Here is a 23,374-nt window from a genome sequence, read left to right as displayed (position 1 = left end):
CAAACACACAAGTCAGGGCGCCAGCTTAGCAGTCCGACGCGACGGTGCGCATCACCGTCTCCCGGGGCAGGTCAAATGCCTCAACCACTTGCACCACCAGGTCCAGTTCCTGGTTCAGCGCCTCACGTTCCAGGCGCTGGCGAATCACGCCGACCACCAACACCGCCAACGTAGTGATCGAATAGGCCGGGCCGGAAAACGCCCGTACGCCGCTGACCAGCAACATCGCGGCCGCCAACGCCTGGCCCACCACCGGAATCGCCGTGGCGGCACCGCGCCGCAGCATAAACCCGGTGAGCCCGGCCAGCGCCGTGCCGCTCAAGGCGGTAGTGGCCGTACGGCCCATGTCGAGACGCTTGAACACACCCTGCTCTTTTTGCATCGCGGCCTTGAGTTCGGCGTCGAACGCCTGTCGGTCGGCACCGCTGAGGTTGTCCTGGTACTGCTTGAGGAGTTTTTCCGCGACCTGCGCTTCGATATCCGCCAGGGCCACGCTGGCTAGTGGCTCGTCGAACTTGATGCCCAAGCGTTGCGCCACCGCTTCGGCGATCTGACGATAGGCCACGCCGTGGCCACGGGCCAGGTTCATGAAACTGTCGCCGCCCATGCGCTGCAACTCGATGGCGAGCTTGCGTGGTTCGCGTACGCTGGCATTAATCGAGGCACTGCGCTTTTGCGCCATCAGCTCGGCGAGAAACTTCAGCTCATCCGGGCGCGCCTGCATCAGCATCGGAAACAGATCGACATCTTCTTCGGCAAAACGCGCTTCACTGCTGCGCAGGTCGGCGCGGATCAGGCCACGGCGTTCCTGCAGCAGGTCGGTGTACTGCACCACCGTGCGCAACTGCGGCCAGTAGGCGGCATGGTCGAAGCTGGCCAGATGCACATTGGTGACCTTGGCCTTGAGTGCCGGCGTCACCGCAATCGCATAGCGGCCGATGCAACGCTCGGTATCCGGCTTCATCGCCAGTGCCCAGTCCTTGCTCGAGTAGCAATTGATCAGCCGCCCCTTGAGCGGTGCCGACACCGCTTCCCAAGGGCTCGACGTACAGATTGCCCCGCCCATCAGCAGCACGTTATTCAATGGCAGTTCATGGGCGGTTTCAGGGCTGGCCAGCACACTCTTGACCAGGATCCGGGCGCCGAGGGAGTGGCCGATCAGGTTGATCTGCCGCACCTGGAGCGATTCGGCGTGCAGGTAGCTCGCCAGCTCGGGCAGCAAGGTCCTGGCCACTTCATCGACCCGCGCCTCGACGCTTTTGTAATGGTCGAGAAAATACGCGATCGCCTTGCCCACACCCACGGTCGCCGCGCCCAGGCCACCGCCGCCTAGCATCGAGGCGATTACCTCCTTGAACGGGGCAAACAGGTTTTCCAGGAAGTGCCCCGCCGGCCAGAACAACATCAGGTTGGTCGAGCCTTCAATGCCGGCCAGTTGTTCCTTGAAGCCGGCCAACTGCTGCTGGCTGAAAAACGCCGAATAACCGTGCACGTAGAGATTGAGCACGTCCCCCTGAGGCTCGCCACACAGGACGAACGTAGGCTTGCGGGTGCGGTGCATTTCATCCCACTGCTGTTGCATGGGCCGGTGACTCCTGGTGACAAGGGGCGGCCATGGTAACAAAGAGCCAATCAAGCCGAGATGAAAACCACAGGCATCGCGACGCCGGACTGGTTCAGCGAGCGAAGTTGTCGATTTTTACCTGGCCATCGGGAAACGTCGCGATAATTTCCAGCTCTCCCCCCATCGCACGTATGTAGTCGCGCAATGTGCTGATGTACATATCGGTGCGACGCTCCATTTTCGAGACCGCCGCCTGATTGATATTCAACGCCTTGGCCAGGCTTTCCTGGCTCAGTTGCTGCGCCTTGCGCAGCTCATGCAGGGGCATCTCTCTCAGATGCTGTTGAAAAAGCTGCTCGGCATCGGCACGCGACTCGGGAGTCATGCGCGCCTTGAGATCAGCGAATTTTTTAGCCATGGGTAAGGCCCTCTTTGCGCAATGTTTTCAAATGGATGTCATACAGCTTTTCCGCCACCGGTACGTGCACGTCGTACCAACGATGCTGTGCGGTTTTATCGCCACCTATCAGCAGGACTGCGCAGCGCCGGGGATCAAAGGCATACAGCACCCGATAGGGACGACCTGCGTGCTGTATACGCAGTTCGCGCAGATTGCCGTGGCGAGAGCCCTTGATATCGCTGCTGTGGGGAAAGCCAAGCCCCGGGCCGAGCAGGCCCAGCAGATCCACGCTGGCAGCGACCGAAGATTGCTCCTTCTCACCCAAGTTGCCCCACCACTCGCCGAATTCATCCGTGTATTCAATGTCCCATACCATGCAAATATGCCACCCAAGGAATATAAACTCAAGAGCATGAATTTAGGTACAGAGGTGACGAGTCTGCCAGCCGAGCATCGGGAGAAAGTGTTTGTAGATTCTTCAGCTTCCACGAAAAGCAAACATCCGTAGCCGCCGAAATCCGCCAGATAACAGCCACATTCATTGACCTGTGCATCAAAAATACAAGTTTCAAAATGTGAAAACACGCTCTAATAGGGCCCTTTCCCTCGCCCTTGAAAGCGTCAGCATCTGATTCAAGCAAACAATGGAGTTCGCAATGCCCCATGAAGGCAACCTGTTACAAGCAGCCGTGGTGTTCCTGTTCGCCGCCGTGCTGGCCGTGCCGTTGGCCAAGCGTCTGCAACTGGGCGCGGTGCTGGGCTATCTGTTCGCCGGGGTGATCATCGGCCCCTCGGTGCTGGGCCTGATCGGCAACCCGCAAAGCGTGGCGCAGTTCTCTGAGCTGGGCGTGGTGCTGTTGCTGTTTATCATCGGCCTGGAGCTTTCGCCCAAACGGTTATGGGTGATGCGCAAGGCGGTATTCGGTGTCGGCCTGGCCCAGGTGTTGCTCACCGGCCTGGTGATGGGCGTGGTAGCGCTGTGGCTTTTTGGCCAGTCATGGAACAGCGCGATTGTGCTGGGCCTGGGCCTGGCGCTGTCCTCCACCGCGTTTGGCCTGCAAAGCCTGGCCGAGCGCAAGGAACTCAACCAGCCCCACGGGCGCCTGGCCTTCGCTATCCTGTTGTTCCAGGACATTGCAGCGATCCCGTTGATTGCCATGGTGCCGCTGCTGGCCGGCAGCGATCATCCGACCAGTGAAGCCCAGGGCGTGCAGCACGTCTTGCAGATTCTCGGCAGCATTGCCGTGGTGATCATCGGCGGGCGCTACCTGCTGCGACCGGTGTTTCGTATCGTCGCCAAGACCGGCCTGCGTGAAGTCTCCACCGCCACCGCGCTGCTGGTGGTGATCGGTACCGCCTGGCTGATGGAACTGGTGGGCGTGTCCATGGCCCTCGGCGCGTTCCTCGCCGGGCTGCTGCTGGCGGACTCGGAATACCGCCACGAACTGGAATCCCAGATCGAACCGTTCAAGGGCCTGCTGCTGGGGCTGTTTTTTATCAGCGTAGGCATGGGCGCCAACCTCAGCCTGCTGCTCAGCACACCGCTGGTGGTGATCGGGCTGACCTTGCTGTTGATCGGTTTGAAACTGCCGCTGCTGTACGCCGTAGGGCGCATGGTGGGCGAGCTCAATCGCGAAAGCGCCCTGCGCCTGGGCGTGGTGTTGGCGGCGGGAGGTGAGTTCGCCTTCGTGGTGTTCAAGATCGGCCGCGACCAGGGCCTGTTCGAACCGCACCTTTACGATGTGCTGGTATTGACCATCACCCTGTCCATGGCCGTGACCCCGCTGCTGCTGTTGGTGTGCCCGAAGCTGTTCAAGTCCAAGGCCAAGCCGGTGGATGTGCCCGAGGAGTACCGCGCCATTGAAGGCGACGCGCCGCGCGTGGTGATTGCCGGCATGGGGCGAATGGGCCAGATCGTCGCGCGCATCCTGCGCGCACAGAACATCTCGTTCATCGCCCTCGACACCTCGGTGGAAACCATCGAACTGACCCGCAGTTTTGGCGGTATGCCGGTGTTCTACGGTGACCCGCAACGCCCGGAAATCCTCCATGCGGCCAAGGTCGACCAGGCGGAATTCTTCGTGATCGCCATGGATGATCCGGAGATCAACATCAAGACCGCCGAACTGGTGCGCAACCTCTACCCGCACATGAAGATCATCGCCCGCGCGCGTAACCGCCAGCACGTCCACCGTCTGGTGGACTTGGACGCCTCACCGGTGCGTGAAACCTTTTACTCAAGCCTGGAGATGAGCCGCCGTACCCTGGTCGGCCTCGGCCTGAGCCAGGCCCAGGCCGACGCGCGCATCGACCGCTTCAGGGCCCACGACCAGCAAGTCCTTGCCGCCCAGCATGCGGTGTACGACGATGCGGCCAAAGTCATGCAGACCGCCCAGGAAGCCCGTGCAGAACTGGCGCGCTTGTTTGAGATGGACCGGCTTCAGGAGGAGTCCGACAAGGTGTGAGGCTGCAGATGAACGATATTGCGAATTTTCTGACAGAATACGCCGCAATTTCGTTCATCTCTGGAGCGCTTCATGGCCACTTTCACCAAGACTGCAGTGCTGCTGGCCCTCGCGCTTACCGCCAGCAGCGTGTTCGCCGCCGCCAAACCGGCCACGCAAACGCTCTCCACCCTGGGCGGCAAGTTCACCTTCAGCCTGCCCAAGGCCTACACCGCCGACGCCCTGCCCTCCGGCAAGGCTGAAGACGGCACCGCCGATACCCAAGGCACCCTGTACGCCAACGCAACCACGAAAAGTGTGGTGATCGTCGCCGAAACCGTGCGTAACGATGGGGTGTCAATCCAGGACAACGACGCCAAATTTCTCGATGGCGCCGTGAGCGATTTCGTCAAGAACCAGAGCGCCGCCCTGCCCGACTTCAAGAAACTCGGCGAGAAAAAACTGACCTTCAAGGGCCTGGGCCTGCGCCAGGTCGACAGCACCGCCACCCAAGGCGGCGGCAAGACCCTGAACTCCACGTTCCTGGGTGGCTCCGGCAATCACCTGCTGGTGATCCAGGCGATTTCGCGGGCGGACGATGTGAAGGGGCATGCGGAGCTGGTGAAGCAGATTACTGGTGGCAAGTAAGCCAATCTTCCAAGCGACATAAAACCAATGTGGGAGGGGGCTTGCCCCCGATAGCGGTATCTCAGTCAGAGATGTATCGACTGATTCACCGCTATCGGGGCATAGGTATCTACACAACTTTGGCGTAGCCCTGAACCTGTGGCGAGGGAGCTTGCTCCCGTGGCGACCTGGCGGCCTATAGCTATCTGACTGATGCCGCGCGATCCAAATGTGGGAGGGGCGGTGCGACGATTCGACTTGCCCCCGATAGCGGCCTGACAGCCGACCAGGATGCTGGATCAGAGCGAGTACATATCCGTTGCTGCGGTAACGGCGGCTTAGGGTTCCGCCCTTACGGCGTCTCACTTTTGAAAAGCGCAAAAGTAAGCAAAACGCTCTTGCCCCACCACTCGGCACCTCGCCTAGGCTCGGTGTGCCCGTAATCCGACATTGATTTGGGGGGCCGCCGCCACGCGCCATCCATGGCGCGGGGCGGCTAAACCGGCATCCCTGCCGGTTTACCCCCCAAATCACTGTCGAATTGCGGCCAGCGTGGTTTAACGGGGCGCCTAAGATCAAAAGCAAGATCAAGAGCGGCTCGCTTCGCATCGTGGTTACCGTAGGCTGCTACAAAATTGTGTAGATACCTATGGCTATCGGGGAGCAAGCCCCCTCCCACATTTTTTACGGTGTTTACCGCAGGCTCTTCTCCAGCCAGGCCTTCAGGTCCTGGATTTCCGCCTCGCTGATTGTATGGTTCATCCCCGGATACCCATGAAACTGCGGCTTCAAGCCAATCCCTTCCAGCACCTCGTTGGCCCGCGTTCCCGAGGAATAAGGCAGCGCCTGGTCCAAGGTGCCATGGCCGATAAAGATCGCCAGCTTGTCCAACGCTTCATTCGGCTTGAGCTCGGCCTTGAGCACCGGCAACACGCTGCCGCTCAGCGCCGCAATCCCTCGCACCAGCTCGGGCCTGCGCAAGCCCACTTCATAGGACATGATCGCGCCCTGGCTGAACCCGACCAGAAACACACGATCACTCTGGGTGTGGTACTTGGCGGTGGCCTTGGCCACAAAGTCTTCGATCAGCCTGGCGCTGCTTTGCAGGTCGGCCGTCACCCCATCGTAATCACCGTCACCGGGGGTCTTGGTAAACCAGCGATAGCCATGCGGCTCCACCGGCATCGGCGCGCGCACCGACAGGTAGGTCCAGGTGGAAGGCAGCGCATCCTTGATACCGAACAGGTCTTCCTCATTGCTACCAAAGCCATGCAGGAAAATCACCAGCGGTTGGTTGCGTGCATCGCCCTGGGTTTGCTCCAGGTACGACAACGGCAGGTCGGAATCCGCGTGGGCGACACCGGCCAGCAAGGTCAGCGCGAGAGCGAGCAGTTTGAGCATGGGATCTATCCCTCAGGGTTTGCGCAACAAATAGGTGTCCATGATCCAGCCATTGGCGAGTCGCGCGGCCTTGCGCACCCGTTGGATTTCGTCCGCGACCTCACCGACTTTGCCACTGATCAGCATTTCGTCCGGCGTGCCCAGGTAGGCGCCCCAATAGATATCCAGGTCCTGATCCGCCACGCTGCGGTAGGAATCTTCGGCATCGAGCATCACCACCAGGGTGTCGGCATCACTCGCCTGCCCCGCCGCCAGGCGGCGCCCGGTGGTGATTTCAATGGACTTGCCGATACGGTTCAACGCCACCTTATGCTGGGCCGCCAGGGCCTGCACGCTGGTAATGCCGGGAATTACCTCGAACTCGAATGCGCAGCGCCCCTCGGCAAGGATCGCCTGCAAAATGCGGATGGTGCTGTCGTACAACGCCGGGTCACCCCAGGCCAGGAACGCCCCCACTTCGCCGTCGGCCATGTCCTCGTTGATCATGCGCTCGAAGGTTTGCTGCTTGTCGCGGTTGAGGTCGCGCACCGCGGTGGTGTAGTCGATATCACCGCGCACGCGCTCGGGGCAGTCGGTCTCGACGAAGCGGTAGCCGGGCCTGGTGATGTAGGTTTCGCAGATTTCACGGCGCAGGTCGATCAGCTTGTCCTTGCTCTGGCCCTTGTCCATCAGGAAAAACACGTCGGTGCGGTTCAGCGCCTTCACGGCCTGCATCGTGATGTAGTCAGGGTTGCCGGCGCCAATGCCGATGATCAGGATGCGTTTCATGGGTTGCTCTCATTGCGGGGCGTGGATTTTGCCATGATCGTGGGCTCAGGCATAAGTTTCCAGGCGCAGGCGCCAGACCGCGTTGAAGCGCAGCTCGGTGCGCGACAGCGGTTCTACGTCGATCCGGTAGAACATCGAGGCCGGATACTGCATGACGTACAGCAGCGCGGCACGGATCACAAAGGGGTGGGTCACCGCCAGCACATGACCGGGCTGGCTTTCCAGGGATTTCATCCAGTGCCCGACCCGCGTGCAAAGCTGTTCCACCGACTCGCCGCCATGGGGCGCACAGGCGCTGTCGGTGAGCCAGGCGTTCAGTTCAGCGCTGTCGAGCGCGCGCAGAGCCTGGCCTTTCCAGTGCCCAAGGTCGACGTCGCGCAGGGCCGGTTCGATGCCCGGCTGCTCGCCGAACAAACCCGCCGTCTGCCGGGTTCGCGCCTCCGGCCCGCACAGCAGGCGCGCAGGCTTGGGATAGCGGCCTGCCAACGACAGCGCCGCGCCCTGCCAGTCCATGACCAGCGATTCGTCATCGGCAAAGCGCGCCAGTTTTTGCGACGGTGTGGCCGCATGGCAGATCAGGGTCAAACGGGTAGCCTGCACGCGATTCATTCCGAAGGGATGAGGCTGCCAAGCCTGGCGCAGTCAGCGCGCCGATGCAACGCCCTCAGGCCAATGCTGCCCCCGCAGGCGCCGCCACCGGGCTGGCGCTGGCCACGAAGTCGTCCTTGCGCAGCAGCACCAAGGCGATCAACGACACCACTCCGGTCGCCACATAGAAGTACCACGGCGAGGTGATGTCGCCGGTCACCTTGATCAGCCAGGTGGAGATCAGCGGCGCGCTGCCGCCAAACACCGCCACCGGCACGTTGTACGCCACGGCGATGCCGGTGGAACGGATGCGTGTGGGCAGCAGTTCGCTCATCAGCGCATAGGTGGACGAGGCATAGAGGCCGAACAGGATCGCCACCGCCATCAAGGGCGCAAAGAACGTCGCCGGCGTGGCGGTCGGGGCCATCTTGAACAGCCAGAACATCGCCAGGGTTGCCAGCGTGCCGACCACCATCAGGAACGGCTTGCGCCCGTATTTATCGGTGAATGCGCCACCGAACGGCATGACGAAGGCCGCCGAGAAACTGGCGACGAACACATAGAGCAAGGTGGTGCCGCTGTCGAACTTGAGAATCTTGGCCATGTAGGTCGAGGCGAAAGTCAGGACCAGGTAAAAGATCGAGCTGTGCAAGGTGATGATGAAGAACACCAGGGCGATGGCGCGCTTCCACTGCCAGACCTCGCGCAGGGGCGCACGGGAAGTTTGCCCGGCGCGTTGCAAGGCCAGGAACTCAGGGCTGTCTTCAAGCTTGAGGCGGATGTACATGGAGATGAAGCCCAGGGGCGCGGCGATCAGGAACGGCACGCGCCAGGCCCATTCCTGCATGACGTCGGTGCCCAGCACCCAGGTCATGCCGTTGGCCACGGCGCCGCCCAGCAGCAGGCCGAGCACCGCGGTGACCATCAGCCAGCAGGTGGCAAAGCCGCGTCGGCCAGGGCCGGCGTATTCGGAAATGAAGCTGGTCACGGTGCCGATCTCACCGCCCGCCGAGAAGCCTTGCACGCAGCGCACCAGGATCAACAGGATCGGGGCGACGATGCCGAGGGTGGCATAGGTCGGCAGCAGCCCCAGCATTACCGTGGAGCCGGTCATCATCACCAGCGCCATGATCAGGGTTTTACGCCGGCCGATCTTGTCCGCCAGCGGGCCGAAGAACAGCCCGCCCAACGGGCGGATGAAGAAGCTCAGGGCGAACGCGGCAAAACTGGCCAGCAGGCTGGTGGTGGGGTCGTCGGAAACGAAGAACGCCTGGCCGATATACACGGCAAGAAAGCCGTAGACGCCGTAGTCATACCACTCGATCAAGTGGCCGGAGGTGGCACCGAGAAACGCGCGGCGGCGTTTGCGGACGGTGTCTTGCGCGTGATTGCCCATCGGGGGGACTCCTTGTCTGTTGGTCGATCCGTGCTAAAGCGCGGCGATAGTCGCTGCTTTCAACCACTGCCGCAAGTCGGTCTTGAGGACTTTGCCGTAGCTGTTCTTGGGTAAATCGCTGCGCCACACATATTTTTTCGGTTTTTTGAACGAGGCCATGCGCGCCACAAACCATGCCGTGAGCTCACCTTCGTCGAGGGGCTCGCCGCTGCGCGTCACCACAAACGCCACCACCGACTCGCCCCATTGCGGGTCCGGCTCGCCCACCACGCACACTTCGAACACCTCGGGATGCTGGGCCAGCACCTCCTCGACTTCGCGCGGGTACACATTGCTGCCGCCGCTGATGATCACGTCCTTGGAGCGATCCGTGAGGGTCAGGTAGCCGGCGGGGTCGAGAAAGCCGATATCACCGGTGAGCAGCCAACCCTCGACCAGGGTGTCGCTGGTGGCCGGCGGATTGCGCCAATAGCCTTGCATCACCGTGGCGCCGCGCACCGCGATCTCACCGCGCTCGCCGGTCGGCAACGATCGGTGGCGGGCATCGAGAATGCGGATTTCCACGCAGGCTTGCGCGTAGCCTACGGACGCGGCCAGGGTCGCCCAGTCGGCGCGCTGGCGGTCGGCGATCAGCCCACGGGGCAACACGCTGATGGTCATCGGGCTCTCGCCCTGGCCGTAGATCTGCACCAGGCGGGGGCCGAACGTGTCGACGGCGTCGCGCAAGTCAGCCAGGTACATCGGGCCGCCGCCGTAGACGATGGTCTTGATGCCTTCGCCGTGATAGCCCTGTTGCCGTGCCTGCTCGACCATGCGCTTGACCATGGTCGGCGCGGCAAACAGTGAGACGCTGCCCAACTCTGCCGCCAGCCCGAACAACTCGGCGGCGTCAAAACCGTTGGACGCCGGCACCACATGCCGCGCGCCGCAGCGTACGTGAATAAAGTTGTAGAGCCCGGCGCCATGGGACATCGGCGCGGCGTACAGCGCGGCATCGGCGGCGCTGACCGGGTCGACGTCGGTGGCGTAGCACAACGACATGGCGATCAGGTTGCCATGGGACAGCATCACACCCTTGGAACGCCCGGTGGTGCCGGAGGTGTAGAACAGCCAGGCAAGGTCGTTGTCCTGGCGCGGTACCGGTTGCTCCAGGGTTGGCCAGCCCTGGTTCGGTGGCAGCACGTGACCGTCGAGTTCCGTGCAGCGCGCAGGCAAATCCCGCGATGAAAACACCCGGCCGCCATCGGTAAAGATCACGCGTGCTTCGGCGTTATCCGCGATCCATGCCGCCTCGGTCGGGTGCAACTTGGCATTGATCGGTACCGCCACCGCGCCCATCCACCAGATGGCGTAGAGCAACTCCAGATAGTCGCAACTGTTTTTCATCAGCACCGCCACCGCGTCCCCTGGCTGCAAGCCGTGCTGGTCGACCAGATGCGCGGCGCGCTGGCGCACATGGGCGGCGAACGTGGCGTAGTCGGCCACTTGCCGGGCGCCGTCGAACATGGCCGGGCGTTGCGGGTCGCGACGCTGGGTGTCGTGCAGCCAATTGGCAATGTTCATGGTTCAGTACCGACGCGCGTGCAGGACCGAAGCGTAGTTGGCCACCGCCATGCCGCCCATGTTGAACACCAGGCCGAACTCCGCGTTGGGCACCGCCAGGCCAATCGGCTCGCCGGTCAATTGCCGGAATGCCAGGGCATGCATCGAAACGCCGGTCGCGCCGACGGGATGGCCCTTGGCCTTGAGCCCACCGGAAAGGTTCACCGGCAAGCGCCCGCCCGCGCGCACCACGCCGCTGTCGAGCACCCGGTGCCCCTCGCCCTTGGGCGCCAGGCCCATGGCTTCGTAGATCAGCAGTTCGGCGATGGTGAAGCAATCATGCACCTCGGCGAAGCTCAGGTCGGCCAGGGTCACATTCGCCCCGCGCAGCGCCGAATGAATCGCCCGCTGCGGGCCTTCAAACGCCAGGATGTCGCGCTGGGCGATGGGCAATGTGTCGTTGACCTGGGTCATCGCGCGAATCTGCACATCGCGGCGAAACGCCCGCGCACGCTTGGGCGACGCCAGCACAATCGCCGCAGCGCCATCGCTGATCAGCGAGCAATCGGTGAGGCGCAGCGACTCGGCCACGAACGGGTTGCTTTGGGACACGTTATTGCAGTGCTCGAAATTCATCTCGCGGTGCATCTGCGCCAACGGGTTGGCCATGGCATTGGAGTGGTTCTTGGTGGCAATCGCCGCCATCGAGCCCAGCGGGCAATGGTAGCGCTCGGCGTATTGGCGAGCGGCGCGGCCGAACAACTGCGGGAAACTCAGCCCGGCTTCGGCCGCATCGTTCTGGTAACCGGCGCCGGCCAGCGCCTGGGTGACGGCGGCCGTGGAGGTATGGGTCATTTTCTCGGCCCCCACCACCAGCACCAATTCGGCGCTGCCGGAGAGAATCGCATTGACGCCGGCCTGGATCGCCGCCGAACCGGATGCACAGGCGTTCTCACAGCGTGTGGCCGGCTTGAAGCGCAGCCCGGGGTCGGCCTGCAGCAGCAACGACGCGGCAAACCCATCCGGCACCAGCCCGGCATTGAAATGGCCGAGGAACAGCGCGTCGATCTGCGCCGCATCGAGGGCGGCATCGCTCAAGGCCTCACGCGTGACCTGAACAATCAGATCTTCCAGCGTGGTGCCTTCCAAGCGACCAAAACGCGAATGACCAGCGGCAACGATAGACACGCAATCAGCAGGCATAATTAATTTCTTCTGTTCTTGAACCGGACTTTCCCTACAATGACCCACCTCTGGTCGCGGGCCAATTCGTGTAACTACTTACATGGATAAGTAGTCCGCCAGTCAGTTGAACAACGAGGCAGGATGCCCATGACCGTGATTACCCCGCCATTCCAGAACCTTGAACGCCTGGCGTTCAAGCTGTCCCCCGCGCCGCAGCTGGTCACCAGCAACCGCGTGATCATCGACTGCAACGACGCGTTCCTGAACCTGTTCGGCTACACCCACGCGACGTTGGTCAATCAATTGACCCTGCTGATTTACCCGTCCCAGGCCGACTACCACGCCATCGGCAAGCGCAGCCATGAGTGGTTGCTCGACAGCGACAGCGGTTTTTATTCCGACGAGCGCTTCATGCAGCATCGCAACGGCGAGGTGTTCTGGGCCAGGTCCCATGGCTACACGCTCACGCCCAGGGATCCGTTCAAGTTGATGATCTGGCACTTCGAGCGGCTGGACCGCACCCATCAGGGCACAGGAGACCTTACGCCGCGGGAGCGGGAGATTGCCATGCACATTGTCAACGGGCTCAAGTCCAAGGAAATCGCGCTGAGATTGGGGATTTCGCATCGGACGGTGGAGGTGCATCGGGCGCGGTTGATGAGGAAGTTGCAGGCCAAGACGGTGGTGGAGTTGGTGTCCAAGATCATCATGGTGGCTTGAGGTTGGCCGGGATTTTTTTGGAATTGACCGAGTACATATCCGTTATTTAGGTCATGGCGGCTGGCGGTTCCGCTCTTACAGCGGGTCACTTTGGAAAAGAGCCCCAAAGTAACCAAAGGGCTCTTGCCCCACCACTCGGCACCTCGCCTAGGCTCGGTGTGCCCGTAATCCGACAGTGATTTGGGGGGCCGCCACCACGCGCCATCCATGGCGCGGGGCGGCTAAACCGGCGTCCTGCCGGTTTACCCCCCAAATCACTGTCGAATTCCGGCCAGCGTGGTTTAACGGGGCGCTTAAGATCAAAAGCAAAATCAAAAGCAAAGCGAGGCGGCCTTAGAGCCGACCTGATTATTGAAGCGTGCGAGGTGTCGCTTCTACTTCCTCAGACGCTGACGAAGTCAGCAATCTTTTGATCTGGCTCTTGCTCTTGCTTTGGATCTTGATCTCAGTCGCCCCGTTAACCACGCTGGCCGAACGCAGGCTTGAATCCGTGGGTAACCCGGCAGGACGCCGGGTTAGCCGCCCTGCGCCATGGATGGCGCAGGGCGGCGGCCCACGGATTCAAGCCTGCGTTCGGGCACACCGAGCCTAAGCGAGGTGCCGAGTGGTGGGGCGAGGACCTTTTGGTTACTTTTGGGTCCTTCCAAATCGGCATAGGGGGCGGCCATCTGGCCGCTCCCCTGCCACACCACCCGGCATGCGGGTCCGCACCGGGCGGTTCGAGAAGTTCAGGTTAACTGAGGCGGGGAAGCCCCAGCCGATCAAACCACGCGACCGTCAGAACGCTATGAATCAGCCCGGCGCTGTTGTGCCAGATCCTGTGGCTATCCACCGCTATTTGCGCAGCTAGATCCGGGGTCGCCCCCATCCTGCACAGCTCACGATAGGTCGTCCTGCCGGTCTTCCACTGCTTGAGCTGGATTGCCCTGAGTCTTCGACGTATCCATCCATCCAGCCGTTTCCACATCGCTATGGTTTGCGACAGGCAGAAATACGCCTTCCAGCCCAGTAGGTACGGCCTCAATCTTCCAATGACCTGCTCCAGGCTTCGACCGCCGTTACGCGAAGTCAATTCCCGGATGCGTTGTTTGAAAGCCTGGAGTGCCTTGTTTGTTGCCCAGCGCCTGATCTTTCCGTCGGGTGTCAGCCAGAAGCCGTACCCAAGGAATTTTCGACCGAACACACTGGCAACTGCGCTCTTGCCTTCGTTCATGCGCAACCCAAGGCGACCGTAGAGGCGTTGGAGCACTGCCATCACCCGCAGGCCGGCTTTGGGGCTGCGTACATAAACATTGGCATCGTCCGCATACCTGACGAAGCAATGACCTCTTCGTTCCAGTTCCTTGTCCACTTCATCCAGCACCACATTCGCCAACAGCGGTGAAAGCGGGCCGCCTTGCGGCGTCCCCTGCCTGTTGATCACTACGTCTTTTCCGATCAACGTCCCGCAGTTCAGGTAGGCCCGGATCAGGCACAGTACGCCCCGATCAGTCACCCTCCTGCTCAGTCGGGCGATCAGCAGGTCATGGTTGACGCAATCGAAAAACTGCTCGATATCGACATCCACCACAACCTGACGCCCCGAATGGATATATTGCTGCGCCGCCAGAACGGCCTGGTGAGCGCTGCGCCCCGGACGAAAGCCGTAGCTGTGTTCACTGAAACCAGGATCCAGCAACGGCTGGAGAACCTGCAATAGTGCCTGCTGAATGAGTCTGTCCGTGACCGTCGGGATGCCAAGCTTGCGCTCGCCACCATCCGGTTTCGGGATCAGGACCCTGCGCACGGGAGCAGGCCGGTATTCACCTGCCAGTAACTGGCTGCGTATTCCCGGCCATGCCGTTTTCAGGTGTTGCACGGTTTCGTCGATCGTCAGACCGTCCACACCCGCAACACCTTTGTTAGAACGCACCCGTTTGAGGGCAAGCAGTAAGTTTTCTTTGCTAAGGGCTGCTTGTAGCAGCCCCTCTCCTGTGGGGTTTGGATCATGTCGCGGACAGCCAGCTTCAACGCTGGACGCGCAGCTTGGAGATTCACCCTTCGCCGTCGCTTCCCGCCCCGGTTGCCCGGGCATCTGTTGCATGGCCTGCTGTATCGTCATGTCAAACCGCTTTTCTTCTCGTTTGGTCCTTCACTGCCAAGCAGCTACTACGACCTCTGCTGACTTCTCGCTCCGGCTCACACCGTCGCCCTTTCAGGCATGAGGCGAGATCTCCCCGGGTAAGAACGCCATCCTTCACCTCACAACCGCCGCATTTACGTATCCGGCCTTTAGGCCACAAGAGCTTCGCAGGCACTTGGCTGCTCGCCCTGACCGAATCCGCCTCAGATGCGATTCGTGTACCTCGGCTCGAGGTTTATGCTCCACGCTTCCTCCCCACAGTCGGTCACCCTTCTGCAGTTGCGCTTCGCTTCGTTCGCTGTGGCCAGCTTACGAGAGGACTTTCACCTCCAAGATGGCGCCCATGCCGGGCGCACAAGTGACCCGCTGTAAGAGCGGAACCCTAAGTAGCCGTTACCGCAGCAACGGATATGTACTCAATCCAACCCAACTAGATCAAGCCACCTGACTTTCCCTCTTCAAACTCTCCATATCAATCACAAACCGATACTTCACATCCCCCTTGAGCATCCGCTCATACGCCTCATTAATCCCCTGGATATCAATCATCTCAACATCCGAAACAATCCCATGCTCAGCGCAAAAATCCAGCATCTCCTGAGTCTCCTGAATCCCACCAATCAAAGACCCCGCCAAACTGCGCCGCTTGAAAATCAGGTTGAATACCGCAGGCGACGGATGCGGACTGTCCGGCGCCCCCACCAGCGTCATCGTGCCATCACGCTTGAGCAAACAGATAAACGCATCAAGGTCGTGCGGCGCAGCTACCGTATTGAGGATAAAGTCCAGGCTGTTGACCACCTTGGCCATCTCATCGGCATTCTTCGACACCACCACCTGATCAGCGCCCAAACGCAGCCCATCTTCACGCTTGTTCGGCGAAGTGGTGAACAACGTCACATGCGCCCCCATGGCGTGGGCGATCTTCACCGCCATATGCCCAAGCCCGCCAAGGCCGACCACGCCGACCTTCTTGCCCGGGCCGACCTTCCAGTGGTGCAGCGGCGAATAGGTGGTAATCCCGGCACACAGCAACGGCGCTACCGCCGCCAGGTTCGAATCATCGTGGGAGATGCGCAGCACGAACTGCTGCTTGACCACGATGTTGTCCGAATAGCCGCCGTAAGTATTCTCGCCACCGAACAGCGGGCCGTTATAGGTCCCTGTGAAGCCGTTCTCGCAATACTGCTCCTCGCCCTCGGCACAGGATGCGCACTGCTGGCAGCTGTCGACCATGCAGCCGACACCCGCCAGGTCACCCACCTTGAATGTCTTCACATTGGCGCCGACCGCCGTCACACGGCCGACGATTTCATGACCGGGCACCGACGGGTAAAGGGTGTTGTTCCACTCGTTGCGGGCCGTGTGCAAATCTGAATGGCACACCCCGCAATACAGAATATCGATCTGCACGTCATCCGCCCCTGGAGAGCGGCGCTCGAAGGTAAAGGGCTTGAGCGAATCCTTGGAGTCCCGAGCGGCATAGCTGTAAGTCTTGGCCATTTCGTTCACCTGTGTGATCTGACGGAAGAGTTCGGTGGACACGCCTGGCCGCTGAAACGTTCAACCGAGCACGTCCATACAATTCCCAATGGCGCCCGCCCCCTAACCTCACGGCTTTCGAACCCGTAGAAGCGCTGGAGAATGGGCATGCGTAACAAAGCAATCAAGGTATCCGTAGCATTGACGCTGTTGGCAAGCGCCATGATGAACAACGCTTTGGCAGCCACCCCAAGCGTCGCCGTGGCGCCGCAATACGACACCAGCCACGTGTATGTGGCGCCGGCCGATGTCGACCGTTTCGCCCAGAGCTTCCTGGCCACCTTTGGCGGCAAGAGCACGCCCCAGGTGGTGGTGAATGTGCTGCCGGTGCCGAGCAGCACCACTTCGCAATTGCTGCAGACCCCGGCGGGTACAGTCTCGTTGTTCGGTTTCACCACGCCCGTGCCGCATCCGTTCGGCCAGGAACGCAACGGCTATCTGGTCAAGGACATGGACATAGCCCTCAAGGCGGCGCGGGACAATGGCGCCGATGTGATCGTCAGCGATTTTCCCGACCCCATCGGCCGTGATGCCGTGGTGCAGTGGCCGGGCGGCGTCAACATGCAGCTCTACTGGCACACCAAGGCCCCGGACTACGCGGCGTTCGAGGCGGTTCCGGAGAACCGCGTGTATGTGTCCAATGACAGCGCCGAGCGCTTTATCAAGGCGTTCCTCGGCTTCTCCCACGGCAAAATAGTGAACGACGACAAGCACGCTCCCGCCGCTGATGTCGGCCAAGCGGGCGGCGAGTACCGTCGCGTCGAGATCGAGTCAGCCTTCGGGCGCATGGCGGTGCTGGTCACCAATGGCCATCTGCCCTACCCGTTCGGCCACGACACCACCGGCTATCAAGTCAGTGACCTGGCCGCCACCCTCGGCAAGGCCAGCGGGTCTGGCGCCAAGGTGCTGGTGCCCGCGTTCGACAGCAAAGGCCGGCGCAGTGCAGTGGTCGAATTCCCCGGCGGTTATGTGGCGGAAATTCACCAGCTCACCGCGAAAAAATGATCCGTCATACAGGCTGGAGCCTGGCCGTGCTGTGGCCGCTGCTCGTCGGCAGCGTCCACGCCGACGACCCACCGAGCCGACCGGCGATCAAGGCCAATCGCTGGCAGGAAGACTGGTCGGTGCTCAAGGATCCGGCGCTGCGCACGCAGCCGCTGGACACCCTCAAGTACATCCCGCTGTCGGGCGCCAACCCGTTCACCTACCTGTCCCTGGGCGCGACCTTGCGCGAGCGTTTCGAGATGAATGACGCCAGCGGTTTCGGCGTGAAGAACGTGGCCCGTGATCGCTACCTGATCCAGCGCTTCCAGGTTCATGCCGACCTGCATTTGAATGAACACTGGCGCGTGTTCACCCAGCTCGAGGACGTGCGCGCCTATGACAAAACCACCCTGGGCGGCGCCGATCAGAACCGCGTGGATTTGCGCCTGGCCTTCGCCGAATACGTGAACACCTTCAGCAGCGGCACGTTCAAGAGCCGTATCGGTCGCCAGGACTTTGCCTTCGACTTGCAGCGCTTCATTTCGTCACGGGACGGCCCGAATGTGCGGCAGTCGTTCGATGCGTTGTGGGCCGACTGGGAAACGCCGAACTGGCGCTTTATCGGGATCGCCAGCCAACCGGTGCAGTACCAGGATGGCCGGCATTTCGACGACAAGTCCAACAGTGACGCGCGTTTTCATATGCTGCGGGTCGAGCGCCTGGTGGGCGGCACGAATGAGCTGTCGGCCTACTACGGCGTGTATGAGCGCAGTGCGGCGCACTATCTGGACGCCGATGGCGACGAAACGCGCCAGCTGTTCGATGCGCGCCTGGGTGGCGCGGCCCAGGGCTTCGACTGGGACATCGAAGCCATGCTGCAAGGCGGCTCGGTGGGCAGCAAAGATATTCGCGCCTGGGCCGGCGGCAGCCGCACCGGCTACACCTTCGACAGCCTGGCGTGGAAGCCGCGCCTGGGCCTGCAACTGGACATCGCCTCGGGCGATCGCAAAACCGGTGACGGCACCGTCGGCACCTTCAACCCGCTGTTTCCCAACGGCTACTACTTTTCCCTGGCGGGCTATACCGGCTACAGCAACCTGATTCACGTCAAGCCATCGATCACCGTCAAGCCGATCGCCAAGCTCAGCGTGCAAACCGCCATCGGCCTGCTGTGGCGGCAAACCACTGCGGATGCGGTCTACACCCAGCCCAGCGTGCCGGTCGCCGGCACTGCGGGCCAGGGTGAACGCTGGACCGGTGCCTACGGTCAGCTGAGAACCGACTACGCCTTCACGCCGAACCTGACCGGCGCGGTCGAAGCCGTGCACTACGCGGTCGGCCAGACCCTGCGTGATGCCGGCGGGCACGACAGCAACTACCTGGGCATGGAGCTCAAGTTCAGTTGGTAATTGAGGCAAGCACACCGATACAAGCCCGGCTTGGTTTTTTGGCGCAGGCTTTTCGCGATGTAACAAGGCGGATTTTTTACTCAGTCTTTTCATGCAGACACAGGAGTTTCAGATGAGCACATTCGTTGCCAAAGACGGTACGCAGATCTACTTCAAGGACTGGGGCAGCGGCAAACCCGTGCTGTTCAGCCACGGCTGGCCGCTGGATGCCGACATGTGGGAATACCAGATGGAATACCTGAGCAGCCGTGGCTTTCGCACAATCGCGTTCGACCGCCGAGGCTTTGGTCGCTCGGACCAGCCGTGGACCGGCAACGACTACGACACCTTCGCCGACGACATCGCCCAGTTGATCGACCACCTGGACCTGACGGACGTGACCCTGGTGGGTTTCTCCATGGGTGGCGGTGATGTGGCCCGCTATATCGCGCGCCATGGCAGCGCGCGGGTTGCCGGGCTGATACTGCTCGGTGCGGTGACGCCGATCTTCGGGCAGAAAGCCGATTACCCGCAGGGCGTGCCCAACGACGTCTTCGATGGCATCAAGGCCGGCCTGCTGAAGGACCGCGCGCAATTCATCAGCGATTTCAACACGCCGTTCTTTGGCCTCAACAAGGGCCAGAAAGTCTCGGAGGGCGTGCTCACCCAGACCCTGCAGATCGCGCTGCAAGCCTCGCTGAAAGCCACCGTGGATTGCGTCACCGCGTTCTCCCAGACCGACTTCCGCCCGGACATGGCCAAAATCGACGTGCCGACCCTGGTCATCCACGGTGACGGTGATCAGATCGTTCCGTTCGAAACCACTGGCAAAGTTGCCGCCAAGATGATCAAGGGCGCCGAGCTGAAGGTGTACAAGGACGCGCCCCACGGGTTTGCCGCCACCCACACCCAGCAGCTCAATGAAGACCTGCTGGCATTCCTGAACCGCTGAGTAACCCTGTGGGAGGGGGCTTGCTCCCTCCCACATTTGAATTACCTTACTATTCAGGCCAATCGCTGCCCCAGCCTCAGACTCCCCGGCCCCGCAATCAGGATGCTGGTGAAGATAATCATCAACAGCCAGCCAAACTGCCCCTCGAACAGCGTCCACTCCGGATGCACCACCAGCAGCGCGATCACCAGCACCGCCAGGATCGGCAGGCATGCCAGGCGCGTCCACACCCCCGCGATGATCAGCAGCGGGCACAGCACCTCGGCAAATATGGCCAGCAGCAAGGTGATCGGCGCGCCCAGGTGAAACGGGTCTTCGATCAGCTTCAGTTGTTCGCTGTAGTGCAGCAGTTTCGGCAACCCATGCACCCACAGCAAAAACAGCGCCCCGCTGACCCGCAGAAACAACAGCCCGACATCTTGTTTTTTTATTTCGTTCATATGCCACCTGTGTCCGTCGAAAATGACCGAGCGTCAGTGTGGCCATGGCGGCGGCGACGGGCTTGCAGGCGTGTGCTGACCTTAGGTCGGCGACGCTGAAAAACCCGCAACGATTTCATCGATCACCACCCGCACCCGTGCGGTATGGCGCAGGTCGGCGTGGGTTACCAGCCAGACATCATAGGGCAACGGTCGCGTGCGCTGCGGCCACAGGCGGACCAGGCCGTCGCGTTCGCCGGTGTACACCGGAATCTCGCCGATGCCGATGCCAGCGGCAATCGCGCGGCGTACCAGCAGGCTGGAGCTCAACGCTGCCACAATCCGCCCGCGCCCCAACGGTTCGCATACCAGCGTCAAGTCTTTCTGGCTTTGCAGGTAGGGTTGATACACCACCAGGTCATGGCCTTCGAACAGGCTGCCGGGTTCCGGCACGCCGTGGCGGTCGATATAGGACTGCGCCGCGAACAGCCCCACCGGCCAGCGGGCGATGCGCCGGGCGATCAGGTCCGGATTGTCCGGGCGGATATTACGCACGGCGATATCGGTTTCACGCTTGGCCAGGCTGAGGAACTGGGTCGAGGCGTCCAGCTGCACGCGCACGTCCGGGTGCTGCTCATGCAGACGCGCGATGGCCGGGATCAGGAAGTCGATGGCCAAAGAGTCGGTGGTGCTGACGCGCACGGTGCCGGTGAGACGCTCATCCAGCCCTTGTATCTGGCGCTGCAACTCCAGGGCCGAACGCTCCATTTTTTCCACCGAAAGCAACGCGGCTTCGCCGACGGCGGTCAAGGCATAGCCCTCGGAAGTGCGCAGGAACAACGTCGCGCCGAGGGACTTTTCCAAGGCGTTGATCCGCCGCCCGACCGTGGCCTGGTCCACGCCCAGCACCCGAGCCGCGCCACGTAATGTGGTTTCCCGGCATACCGCGAGGAACACTCGCGCATCGTCCCAATTCATTAATACCTCCGCTGCGTAAACGCATCAACGCGCCGCAAATTCGCTGCATTATTGCATCAGCAATCCTGGCTATGCTGGGCGCCACAGAAAAATATCCAGGGCCGCAATCATGCTGCACACACAGGCTTCATCCCGAAACGCCGTCTGGTTACCGATCTTCGCCGGGCTCTGCGCCAGCCTGGTCAGCATCGGCCTGGCGCGCTTTGCCTATACGCCGTTGATCCCCGCGCTGATCCAGGCCCAGTGGTTTTCCGCCAGCGACGTGGTCTACCTCGGCGCCGCGAACCTGGTGGGTTACCTGGTGGGCGCGCTGATCGGACGGCCCATCGCCCGAGCGACGTCCAACAAAACGGCGCTGCGCCTGATGATGGTGGCAGTGACCCTGGCGTTTTTCGCCTGTGGCTATCCGTTGTCGGTGCTGTGGTTCTTCGCCTGGCGCTTGCTGTCGGGCATCGCCGGCGGCGCGATCATGGTGCTGGTGGCGGCGACCGTGCTGCCGCATGTTCCGGCCCCGCGCCGTGGCGTGGCCAGTGGTGCGATTTTCCTCGGCATCGGCTTGGGCATCGCCGGCTCCGGCACAATCGTGCCGCCGTTGTTGAGTCTGGGCCTGCAGCAGACCTGGTTCGGCCTGGGCCTGCTGGCCCTGGTGCTGACCGCCGCCAGTTGGTTCGCCTGGCCCAACGGCACGGTGCAGGAGGCAACGCCGCCAACGGCTAAAGCGCCGACACCGGCAGCGGTATACCTGCTGTTCGCGCAATACGCCTTCATGGCGGCGGGCCTGGTGCCGGCCATGGTGTTCCTGGTGGATTACGTGGCACGCGGCCTGGGTGCCGGGGCGCATGTCGGGGCGATGATCTGGGTGATGTATGGCCTGGGCGCCATCGTCGGGCCGGTGACCTACGGATTTCTTGCCGACACCCTCGGTGCCCGCCTGAGTATTCGCGTCGTGCTGGTGATACAGGCGATTGCATTGGGCTCGCTGGCGGTCTCCAGCTCGTTCGTGGCCCTTGCCGTGTTGGCGCTGATCCTCGGCTCGTTCCCGCCAGGCATTGTGCCGCTGGCGCTGGCGCGAATCCACGAACTGATCCCCGAGCATCACTCGCAGCAAATAGCCTGGAGCCGGGCGACAGTGTCTTTTGCCACCTTCCAGGCGCTCGCCGGCTTTGCCTACTCGGCGCTGTTCAATGGCAGTGGCGGCCAGCATGGGCTGTTGTTCCTGATCGCGGCGGGCGCCATTGTGGTTGCACTGTTGCTGGAAGCGGGCATGATCTGGCTGAACCGTCGACCGCTCGCCACGGTCCCAACCCATACGCTCATCGTCACAGGAACCCCTTCATGACCCTGCCTCAAGAAATGACCCTGATCGAAATCACCGCCCCCGGCGGCCCCGAAGTGCTGCAACCGCGTCGTGCCGACGTACCGGTGGCCGGCCCGGGCGAGATCCTGATTCGCGTGCATGCGGCCGGGGTCAACCGCCCCGACGCCCTGCAACGGGCCGGCAAGTACCCGATGAAACCCGGCATGAGTCCGATTCCAGGCCTGGAAGTGGCCGGTGAAGTGGTAGCGCTGGGCGAAGGCGTGGATCAATACGCGCTCGGCGACAAGGTTTGCGCCCTGACCAATGGCGGCGGCTATGCGCAGTTCTGCGCGGTGCCGGCCAGCCAGGCGCTGCCGATTCCCGAAGGCATGGACTGGATTCAGGCCGCTGCCGTGCCGGAAACCTTCTTCACCGTCTGGGCCAACCTGTTCGGTCTGGGCGGCGCCTGCAGCGGCGAACGCGCCTTGATCCACGGCGGCACCAGCGGCATCGGCACCACCGCCTTGATGCTCTGCCAGGAATTCGGTATCCAGGCCTTCGCCACCGCCGGCAGCGCCGATAAATGCGCGGCAATTGCCAAGCTCGGCGCGCAGCCGATCAATTATCGCGAGGAGGATTTTGCCCAGGTCATCGCCGAGAAGACCGCCGGCCAGGGCGTGGATGTGATCCTCGACATCATGGGAGCCTCCTACCTCAACAACAACCTCAAGGCTTTGGGCATGGACGGCCACCTGGTGATGCTGGGCTTTCTCGGTGGCGGCAAGGCCAATGATGTGGACCTGTTGACCATTCTCGGCAAACGCGCGGTGATCACCGGTTCGCTATTGCGCGCACGCACCCGCGAAGAAAAGGCCGCGATTGCCGAGCATTTGCGTGAACACATCTGGCCGGTGCTGAGCCAGGGGCGCTGCCTGCCGATCATCGACAAGGTGTACGAATACACCGACGCCGCCCAGGCCCACGCCCGCATGGAAGGCGGGGACCATATCGGCAAGATTGTGTTGCGCGTCGAATAAACCCTTCACGCCCCTGTGGC

The 23,374-nt window shown here is 62.0% G+C and carries 21 protein-coding genes; 8 read left to right on the top strand and 13 right to left on the bottom strand.

Annotation, left to right across the window (positions count from 1 at the left end; all coding sequences use genetic code 11):
- Nucleotides 1–25 precede the first annotated feature (25 nt).
- From C4J86_RS11410 to C4J86_RS11400, 3 genes are all read right to left on the bottom strand, one after another.
- Nucleotides 26–1,582, bottom strand: a complete 1,557-nt coding sequence (locus C4J86_RS11410; RefSeq protein WP_124370451.1) for a DUF726 domain-containing protein — start codon at nucleotides 1,580–1,582, stop codon at nucleotides 26–28.
- Between the two features lie 94 nt (nucleotides 1,583–1,676).
- Nucleotides 1,677–1,982: an XRE family transcriptional regulator gene (locus tag C4J86_RS11405; RefSeq protein WP_124362514.1), complete on the bottom strand. Its 306-nt coding sequence runs from the start codon at nucleotides 1,980–1,982 to the stop codon at nucleotides 1,677–1,679.
- Nucleotides 1,975–2,340, bottom strand: coding sequence for a type II toxin-antitoxin system RelE/ParE family toxin (locus tag C4J86_RS11400; protein ID WP_124362513.1), 366 nt, complete (start codon nucleotides 2,338–2,340; stop codon nucleotides 1,975–1,977). Before C4J86_RS11400 ends, C4J86_RS11405 begins: the two co-directional genes overlap by 8 nt.
- Nucleotides 2,341–2,620: 280 nt before the next feature.
- Between C4J86_RS11400 and C4J86_RS11395 the strand changes: the two genes are divergently transcribed.
- Complete coding sequence (locus C4J86_RS11395; RefSeq protein ID WP_124370450.1) at nucleotides 2,621–4,429, top strand: monovalent cation:proton antiporter-2 (CPA2) family protein; 1,809 nt, start codon at nucleotides 2,621–2,623, stop codon at nucleotides 4,427–4,429.
- Nucleotides 4,430–4,501: 72 nt separating this feature from the next.
- A complete protein-coding gene (locus tag C4J86_RS11390) occupies nucleotides 4,502–5,056 on the top strand; it encodes a hypothetical protein (protein WP_124370449.1) in 555 nt (184 codons plus the stop codon).
- Nucleotides 5,057–5,728: 672 nt separating this feature from the next.
- On the opposite strand, the gene C4J86_RS11385 is transcribed toward C4J86_RS11390, so the two are convergent.
- From C4J86_RS11385 to C4J86_RS11360, 6 genes are all read right to left on the bottom strand, one after another.
- Nucleotides 5,729–6,436 (bottom strand): alpha/beta hydrolase, encoded by a 708-nt coding sequence (locus C4J86_RS11385; protein WP_124370448.1) that lies wholly within the window; start codon nucleotides 6,434–6,436, stop codon nucleotides 5,729–5,731.
- A gap of 12 nt (nucleotides 6,437–6,448) precedes the next feature.
- Complete coding sequence (cobF, locus tag C4J86_RS11380) at nucleotides 6,449–7,204, bottom strand: precorrin-6A synthase (deacetylating) (RefSeq protein ID WP_124370447.1); 756 nt, start codon at nucleotides 7,202–7,204, stop codon at nucleotides 6,449–6,451.
- Between the two features lie 45 nt (nucleotides 7,205–7,249).
- Nucleotides 7,250–7,804, bottom strand: coding sequence for a histidine phosphatase family protein (locus tag C4J86_RS11375; protein WP_124370446.1), 555 nt, complete (start codon nucleotides 7,802–7,804; stop codon nucleotides 7,250–7,252).
- Nucleotides 7,805–7,868: 64 nt separating this feature from the next.
- Complete coding sequence (locus C4J86_RS11370) at nucleotides 7,869–9,188, bottom strand: MFS transporter (RefSeq protein WP_124370445.1); 1,320 nt, start codon at nucleotides 9,186–9,188, stop codon at nucleotides 7,869–7,871.
- 33 nt (nucleotides 9,189–9,221) lie between these two features.
- Nucleotides 9,222–10,751, bottom strand: coding sequence for a class I adenylate-forming enzyme family protein (locus tag C4J86_RS11365; protein WP_124370444.1), 1,530 nt, complete (start codon nucleotides 10,749–10,751; stop codon nucleotides 9,222–9,224).
- Between the two features lie 3 nt (nucleotides 10,752–10,754).
- Entirely contained in the window at nucleotides 10,755–11,933 is a 1,179-nt protein-coding gene (locus C4J86_RS11360; RefSeq protein ID WP_124370443.1) for an acetyl-CoA acetyltransferase, read from the bottom strand.
- A gap of 129 nt (nucleotides 11,934–12,062) precedes the next feature.
- Between C4J86_RS11360 and C4J86_RS11355 the strand changes: the two genes are divergently transcribed.
- The gene (locus tag C4J86_RS11355) at nucleotides 12,063–12,635 is read left to right on the top strand and encodes a PAS and helix-turn-helix domain-containing protein (RefSeq protein ID WP_124362504.1); all 573 of its coding nucleotides are present in this window, start codon (nucleotides 12,063–12,065) and stop codon (nucleotides 12,633–12,635) included.
- Nucleotides 12,636–13,368: 733 nt separating this feature from the next.
- Here C4J86_RS11355 and ltrA read toward each other — a convergent pair.
- The gene (gene ltrA / locus C4J86_RS11345) at nucleotides 13,369–14,736 is read right to left on the bottom strand and encodes a group II intron reverse transcriptase/maturase (RefSeq protein ID WP_124370008.1); all 1,368 of its coding nucleotides are present in this window, start codon (nucleotides 14,734–14,736) and stop codon (nucleotides 13,369–13,371) included.
- 456 nt (nucleotides 14,737–15,192) lie between these two features.
- Nucleotides 15,193–16,260: an NAD(P)-dependent alcohol dehydrogenase gene (locus C4J86_RS11335; protein ID WP_124370442.1), complete on the bottom strand. Its 1,068-nt coding sequence runs from the start codon at nucleotides 16,258–16,260 to the stop codon at nucleotides 15,193–15,195.
- 147 nt (nucleotides 16,261–16,407) lie between these two features.
- Here C4J86_RS11335 and C4J86_RS11330 point away from each other — a divergent pair, with 147 nt between their 5' ends.
- The 3 genes from C4J86_RS11330 (at nucleotide 16,408) to C4J86_RS11320 (ending at nucleotide 19,623) form a co-directional block, all read left to right on the top strand.
- Nucleotides 16,408–17,304, top strand: coding sequence for a VOC family protein (locus C4J86_RS11330; RefSeq protein WP_124370441.1), 897 nt, complete (start codon nucleotides 16,408–16,410; stop codon nucleotides 17,302–17,304).
- Complete coding sequence (locus tag C4J86_RS11325; RefSeq protein WP_124370440.1) at nucleotides 17,301–18,692, top strand: alginate export family protein; 1,392 nt, start codon at nucleotides 17,301–17,303, stop codon at nucleotides 18,690–18,692. The genes C4J86_RS11330 and C4J86_RS11325 overlap by 4 nt, the downstream gene beginning before the upstream one ends.
- 112 nt (nucleotides 18,693–18,804) lie before the next feature.
- Nucleotides 18,805–19,623: an alpha/beta fold hydrolase gene (locus C4J86_RS11320; protein WP_124370439.1), complete on the top strand. Its 819-nt coding sequence runs from the start codon at nucleotides 18,805–18,807 to the stop codon at nucleotides 19,621–19,623.
- 53 nt (nucleotides 19,624–19,676) lie between these two features.
- Here the strand turns inward: C4J86_RS11320 and C4J86_RS11315 are convergent, their stop codons facing one another.
- Both C4J86_RS11315 and C4J86_RS11310 read right to left on the bottom strand, forming a co-directional pair.
- Entirely contained in the window at nucleotides 19,677–20,063 is a 387-nt protein-coding gene (locus C4J86_RS11315; protein WP_124370438.1) for a DoxX family protein, read from the bottom strand.
- An 81-nt stretch (nucleotides 20,064–20,144) separates the two neighbouring features.
- Entirely contained in the window at nucleotides 20,145–21,020 is an 876-nt protein-coding gene (locus C4J86_RS11310) for a LysR family transcriptional regulator (protein ID WP_124370437.1), read from the bottom strand.
- 109 nt (nucleotides 21,021–21,129) lie between these two features.
- On the opposite strand from C4J86_RS11310, the gene C4J86_RS11305 reads away from it, so the two are divergent.
- On the top strand, nucleotides 21,130–22,359 hold the full coding sequence (locus C4J86_RS11305) for a YbfB/YjiJ family MFS transporter (RefSeq protein WP_124370436.1): 1,230 nt from the start codon (nucleotides 21,130–21,132) through the stop codon (nucleotides 22,357–22,359).
- The gene (locus C4J86_RS11300; RefSeq protein ID WP_124370435.1) at nucleotides 22,356–23,354 is read left to right on the top strand and encodes an NAD(P)H-quinone oxidoreductase; all 999 of its coding nucleotides are present in this window, start codon (nucleotides 22,356–22,358) and stop codon (nucleotides 23,352–23,354) included. The genes C4J86_RS11305 and C4J86_RS11300 overlap by 4 nt, the downstream gene beginning before the upstream one ends.
- Nucleotides 23,355–23,374 lie beyond the last annotated feature (20 nt).

Source organism: Pseudomonas sp. R2-7-07, assembly GCF_003852355.1.
Classification (GTDB): domain Bacteria; phylum Pseudomonadota; class Gammaproteobacteria; order Pseudomonadales; family Pseudomonadaceae; genus Aquipseudomonas.
This window is presented reverse-complemented; position numbering and strand designations above follow the sequence as displayed.

Bases quoted from the DNA above. Each gene is read 5' to 3' on its own strand.
- C4J86_RS11410 (WP_124370451.1), bottom strand. From the start codon at position 1,582: ATGCAACAGCAGTGGGATGAAATGCACCGCACCCGCAAGCCTACGTTC.
- C4J86_RS11405 (WP_124362514.1), bottom strand. From the start codon at position 1,982: ATGGCTAAAAAATTCGCTGATCTCAAGGCGCGCATGACTCCCGAGTCG.
- C4J86_RS11400 (WP_124362513.1), bottom strand. From the start codon at position 2,340: ATGGTATGGGACATTGAATACACGGATGAATTCGGCGAGTGGTGGGGC.
- C4J86_RS11395 (WP_124370450.1), top strand. From the start codon at position 2,621: ATGCCCCATGAAGGCAACCTGTTACAAGCAGCCGTGGTGTTCCTGTTC.
- C4J86_RS11390 (WP_124370449.1), top strand. From the start codon at position 4,502: ATGGCCACTTTCACCAAGACTGCAGTGCTGCTGGCCCTCGCGCTTACC.
- C4J86_RS11385 (WP_124370448.1), bottom strand. From the start codon at position 6,436: ATGCTCAAACTGCTCGCTCTCGCGCTGACCTTGCTGGCCGGTGTCGCC.
- cobF (WP_124370447.1), bottom strand. From the start codon at position 7,204: ATGAAACGCATCCTGATCATCGGCATTGGCGCCGGCAACCCTGACTAC.
- C4J86_RS11370 (WP_124370445.1), bottom strand. From the start codon at position 9,188: ATGGGCAATCACGCGCAAGACACCGTCCGCAAACGCCGCCGCGCGTTT.
- C4J86_RS11365 (WP_124370444.1), bottom strand. From the start codon at position 10,751: ATGAACATTGCCAATTGGCTGCACGACACCCAGCGTCGCGACCCGCAA.
- C4J86_RS11360 (WP_124370443.1), bottom strand. From the start codon at position 11,933: ATGCCTGCTGATTGCGTGTCTATCGTTGCCGCTGGTCATTCGCGTTTT.
- C4J86_RS11355 (WP_124362504.1), top strand. From the start codon at position 12,063: ATGACCGTGATTACCCCGCCATTCCAGAACCTTGAACGCCTGGCGTTC.
- ltrA (WP_124370008.1), bottom strand. From the start codon at position 14,736: ATGACGATACAGCAGGCCATGCAACAGATGCCCGGGCAACCGGGGCGG.
- C4J86_RS11335 (WP_124370442.1), bottom strand. From the start codon at position 16,260: ATGGCCAAGACTTACAGCTATGCCGCTCGGGACTCCAAGGATTCGCTC.
- C4J86_RS11330 (WP_124370441.1), top strand. From the start codon at position 16,408: ATGCGTAACAAAGCAATCAAGGTATCCGTAGCATTGACGCTGTTGGCA.
- C4J86_RS11325 (WP_124370440.1), top strand. From the start codon at position 17,301: ATGATCCGTCATACAGGCTGGAGCCTGGCCGTGCTGTGGCCGCTGCTC.
- C4J86_RS11320 (WP_124370439.1), top strand. From the start codon at position 18,805: ATGAGCACATTCGTTGCCAAAGACGGTACGCAGATCTACTTCAAGGAC.
- C4J86_RS11315 (WP_124370438.1), bottom strand. From the start codon at position 20,063: ATGAACGAAATAAAAAAACAAGATGTCGGGCTGTTGTTTCTGCGGGTC.
- C4J86_RS11310 (WP_124370437.1), bottom strand. From the start codon at position 21,020: ATGAATTGGGACGATGCGCGAGTGTTCCTCGCGGTATGCCGGGAAACC.
- C4J86_RS11305 (WP_124370436.1), top strand. From the start codon at position 21,130: ATGCTGCACACACAGGCTTCATCCCGAAACGCCGTCTGGTTACCGATC.
- C4J86_RS11300 (WP_124370435.1), top strand. From the start codon at position 22,356: ATGACCCTGCCTCAAGAAATGACCCTGATCGAAATCACCGCCCCCGGC.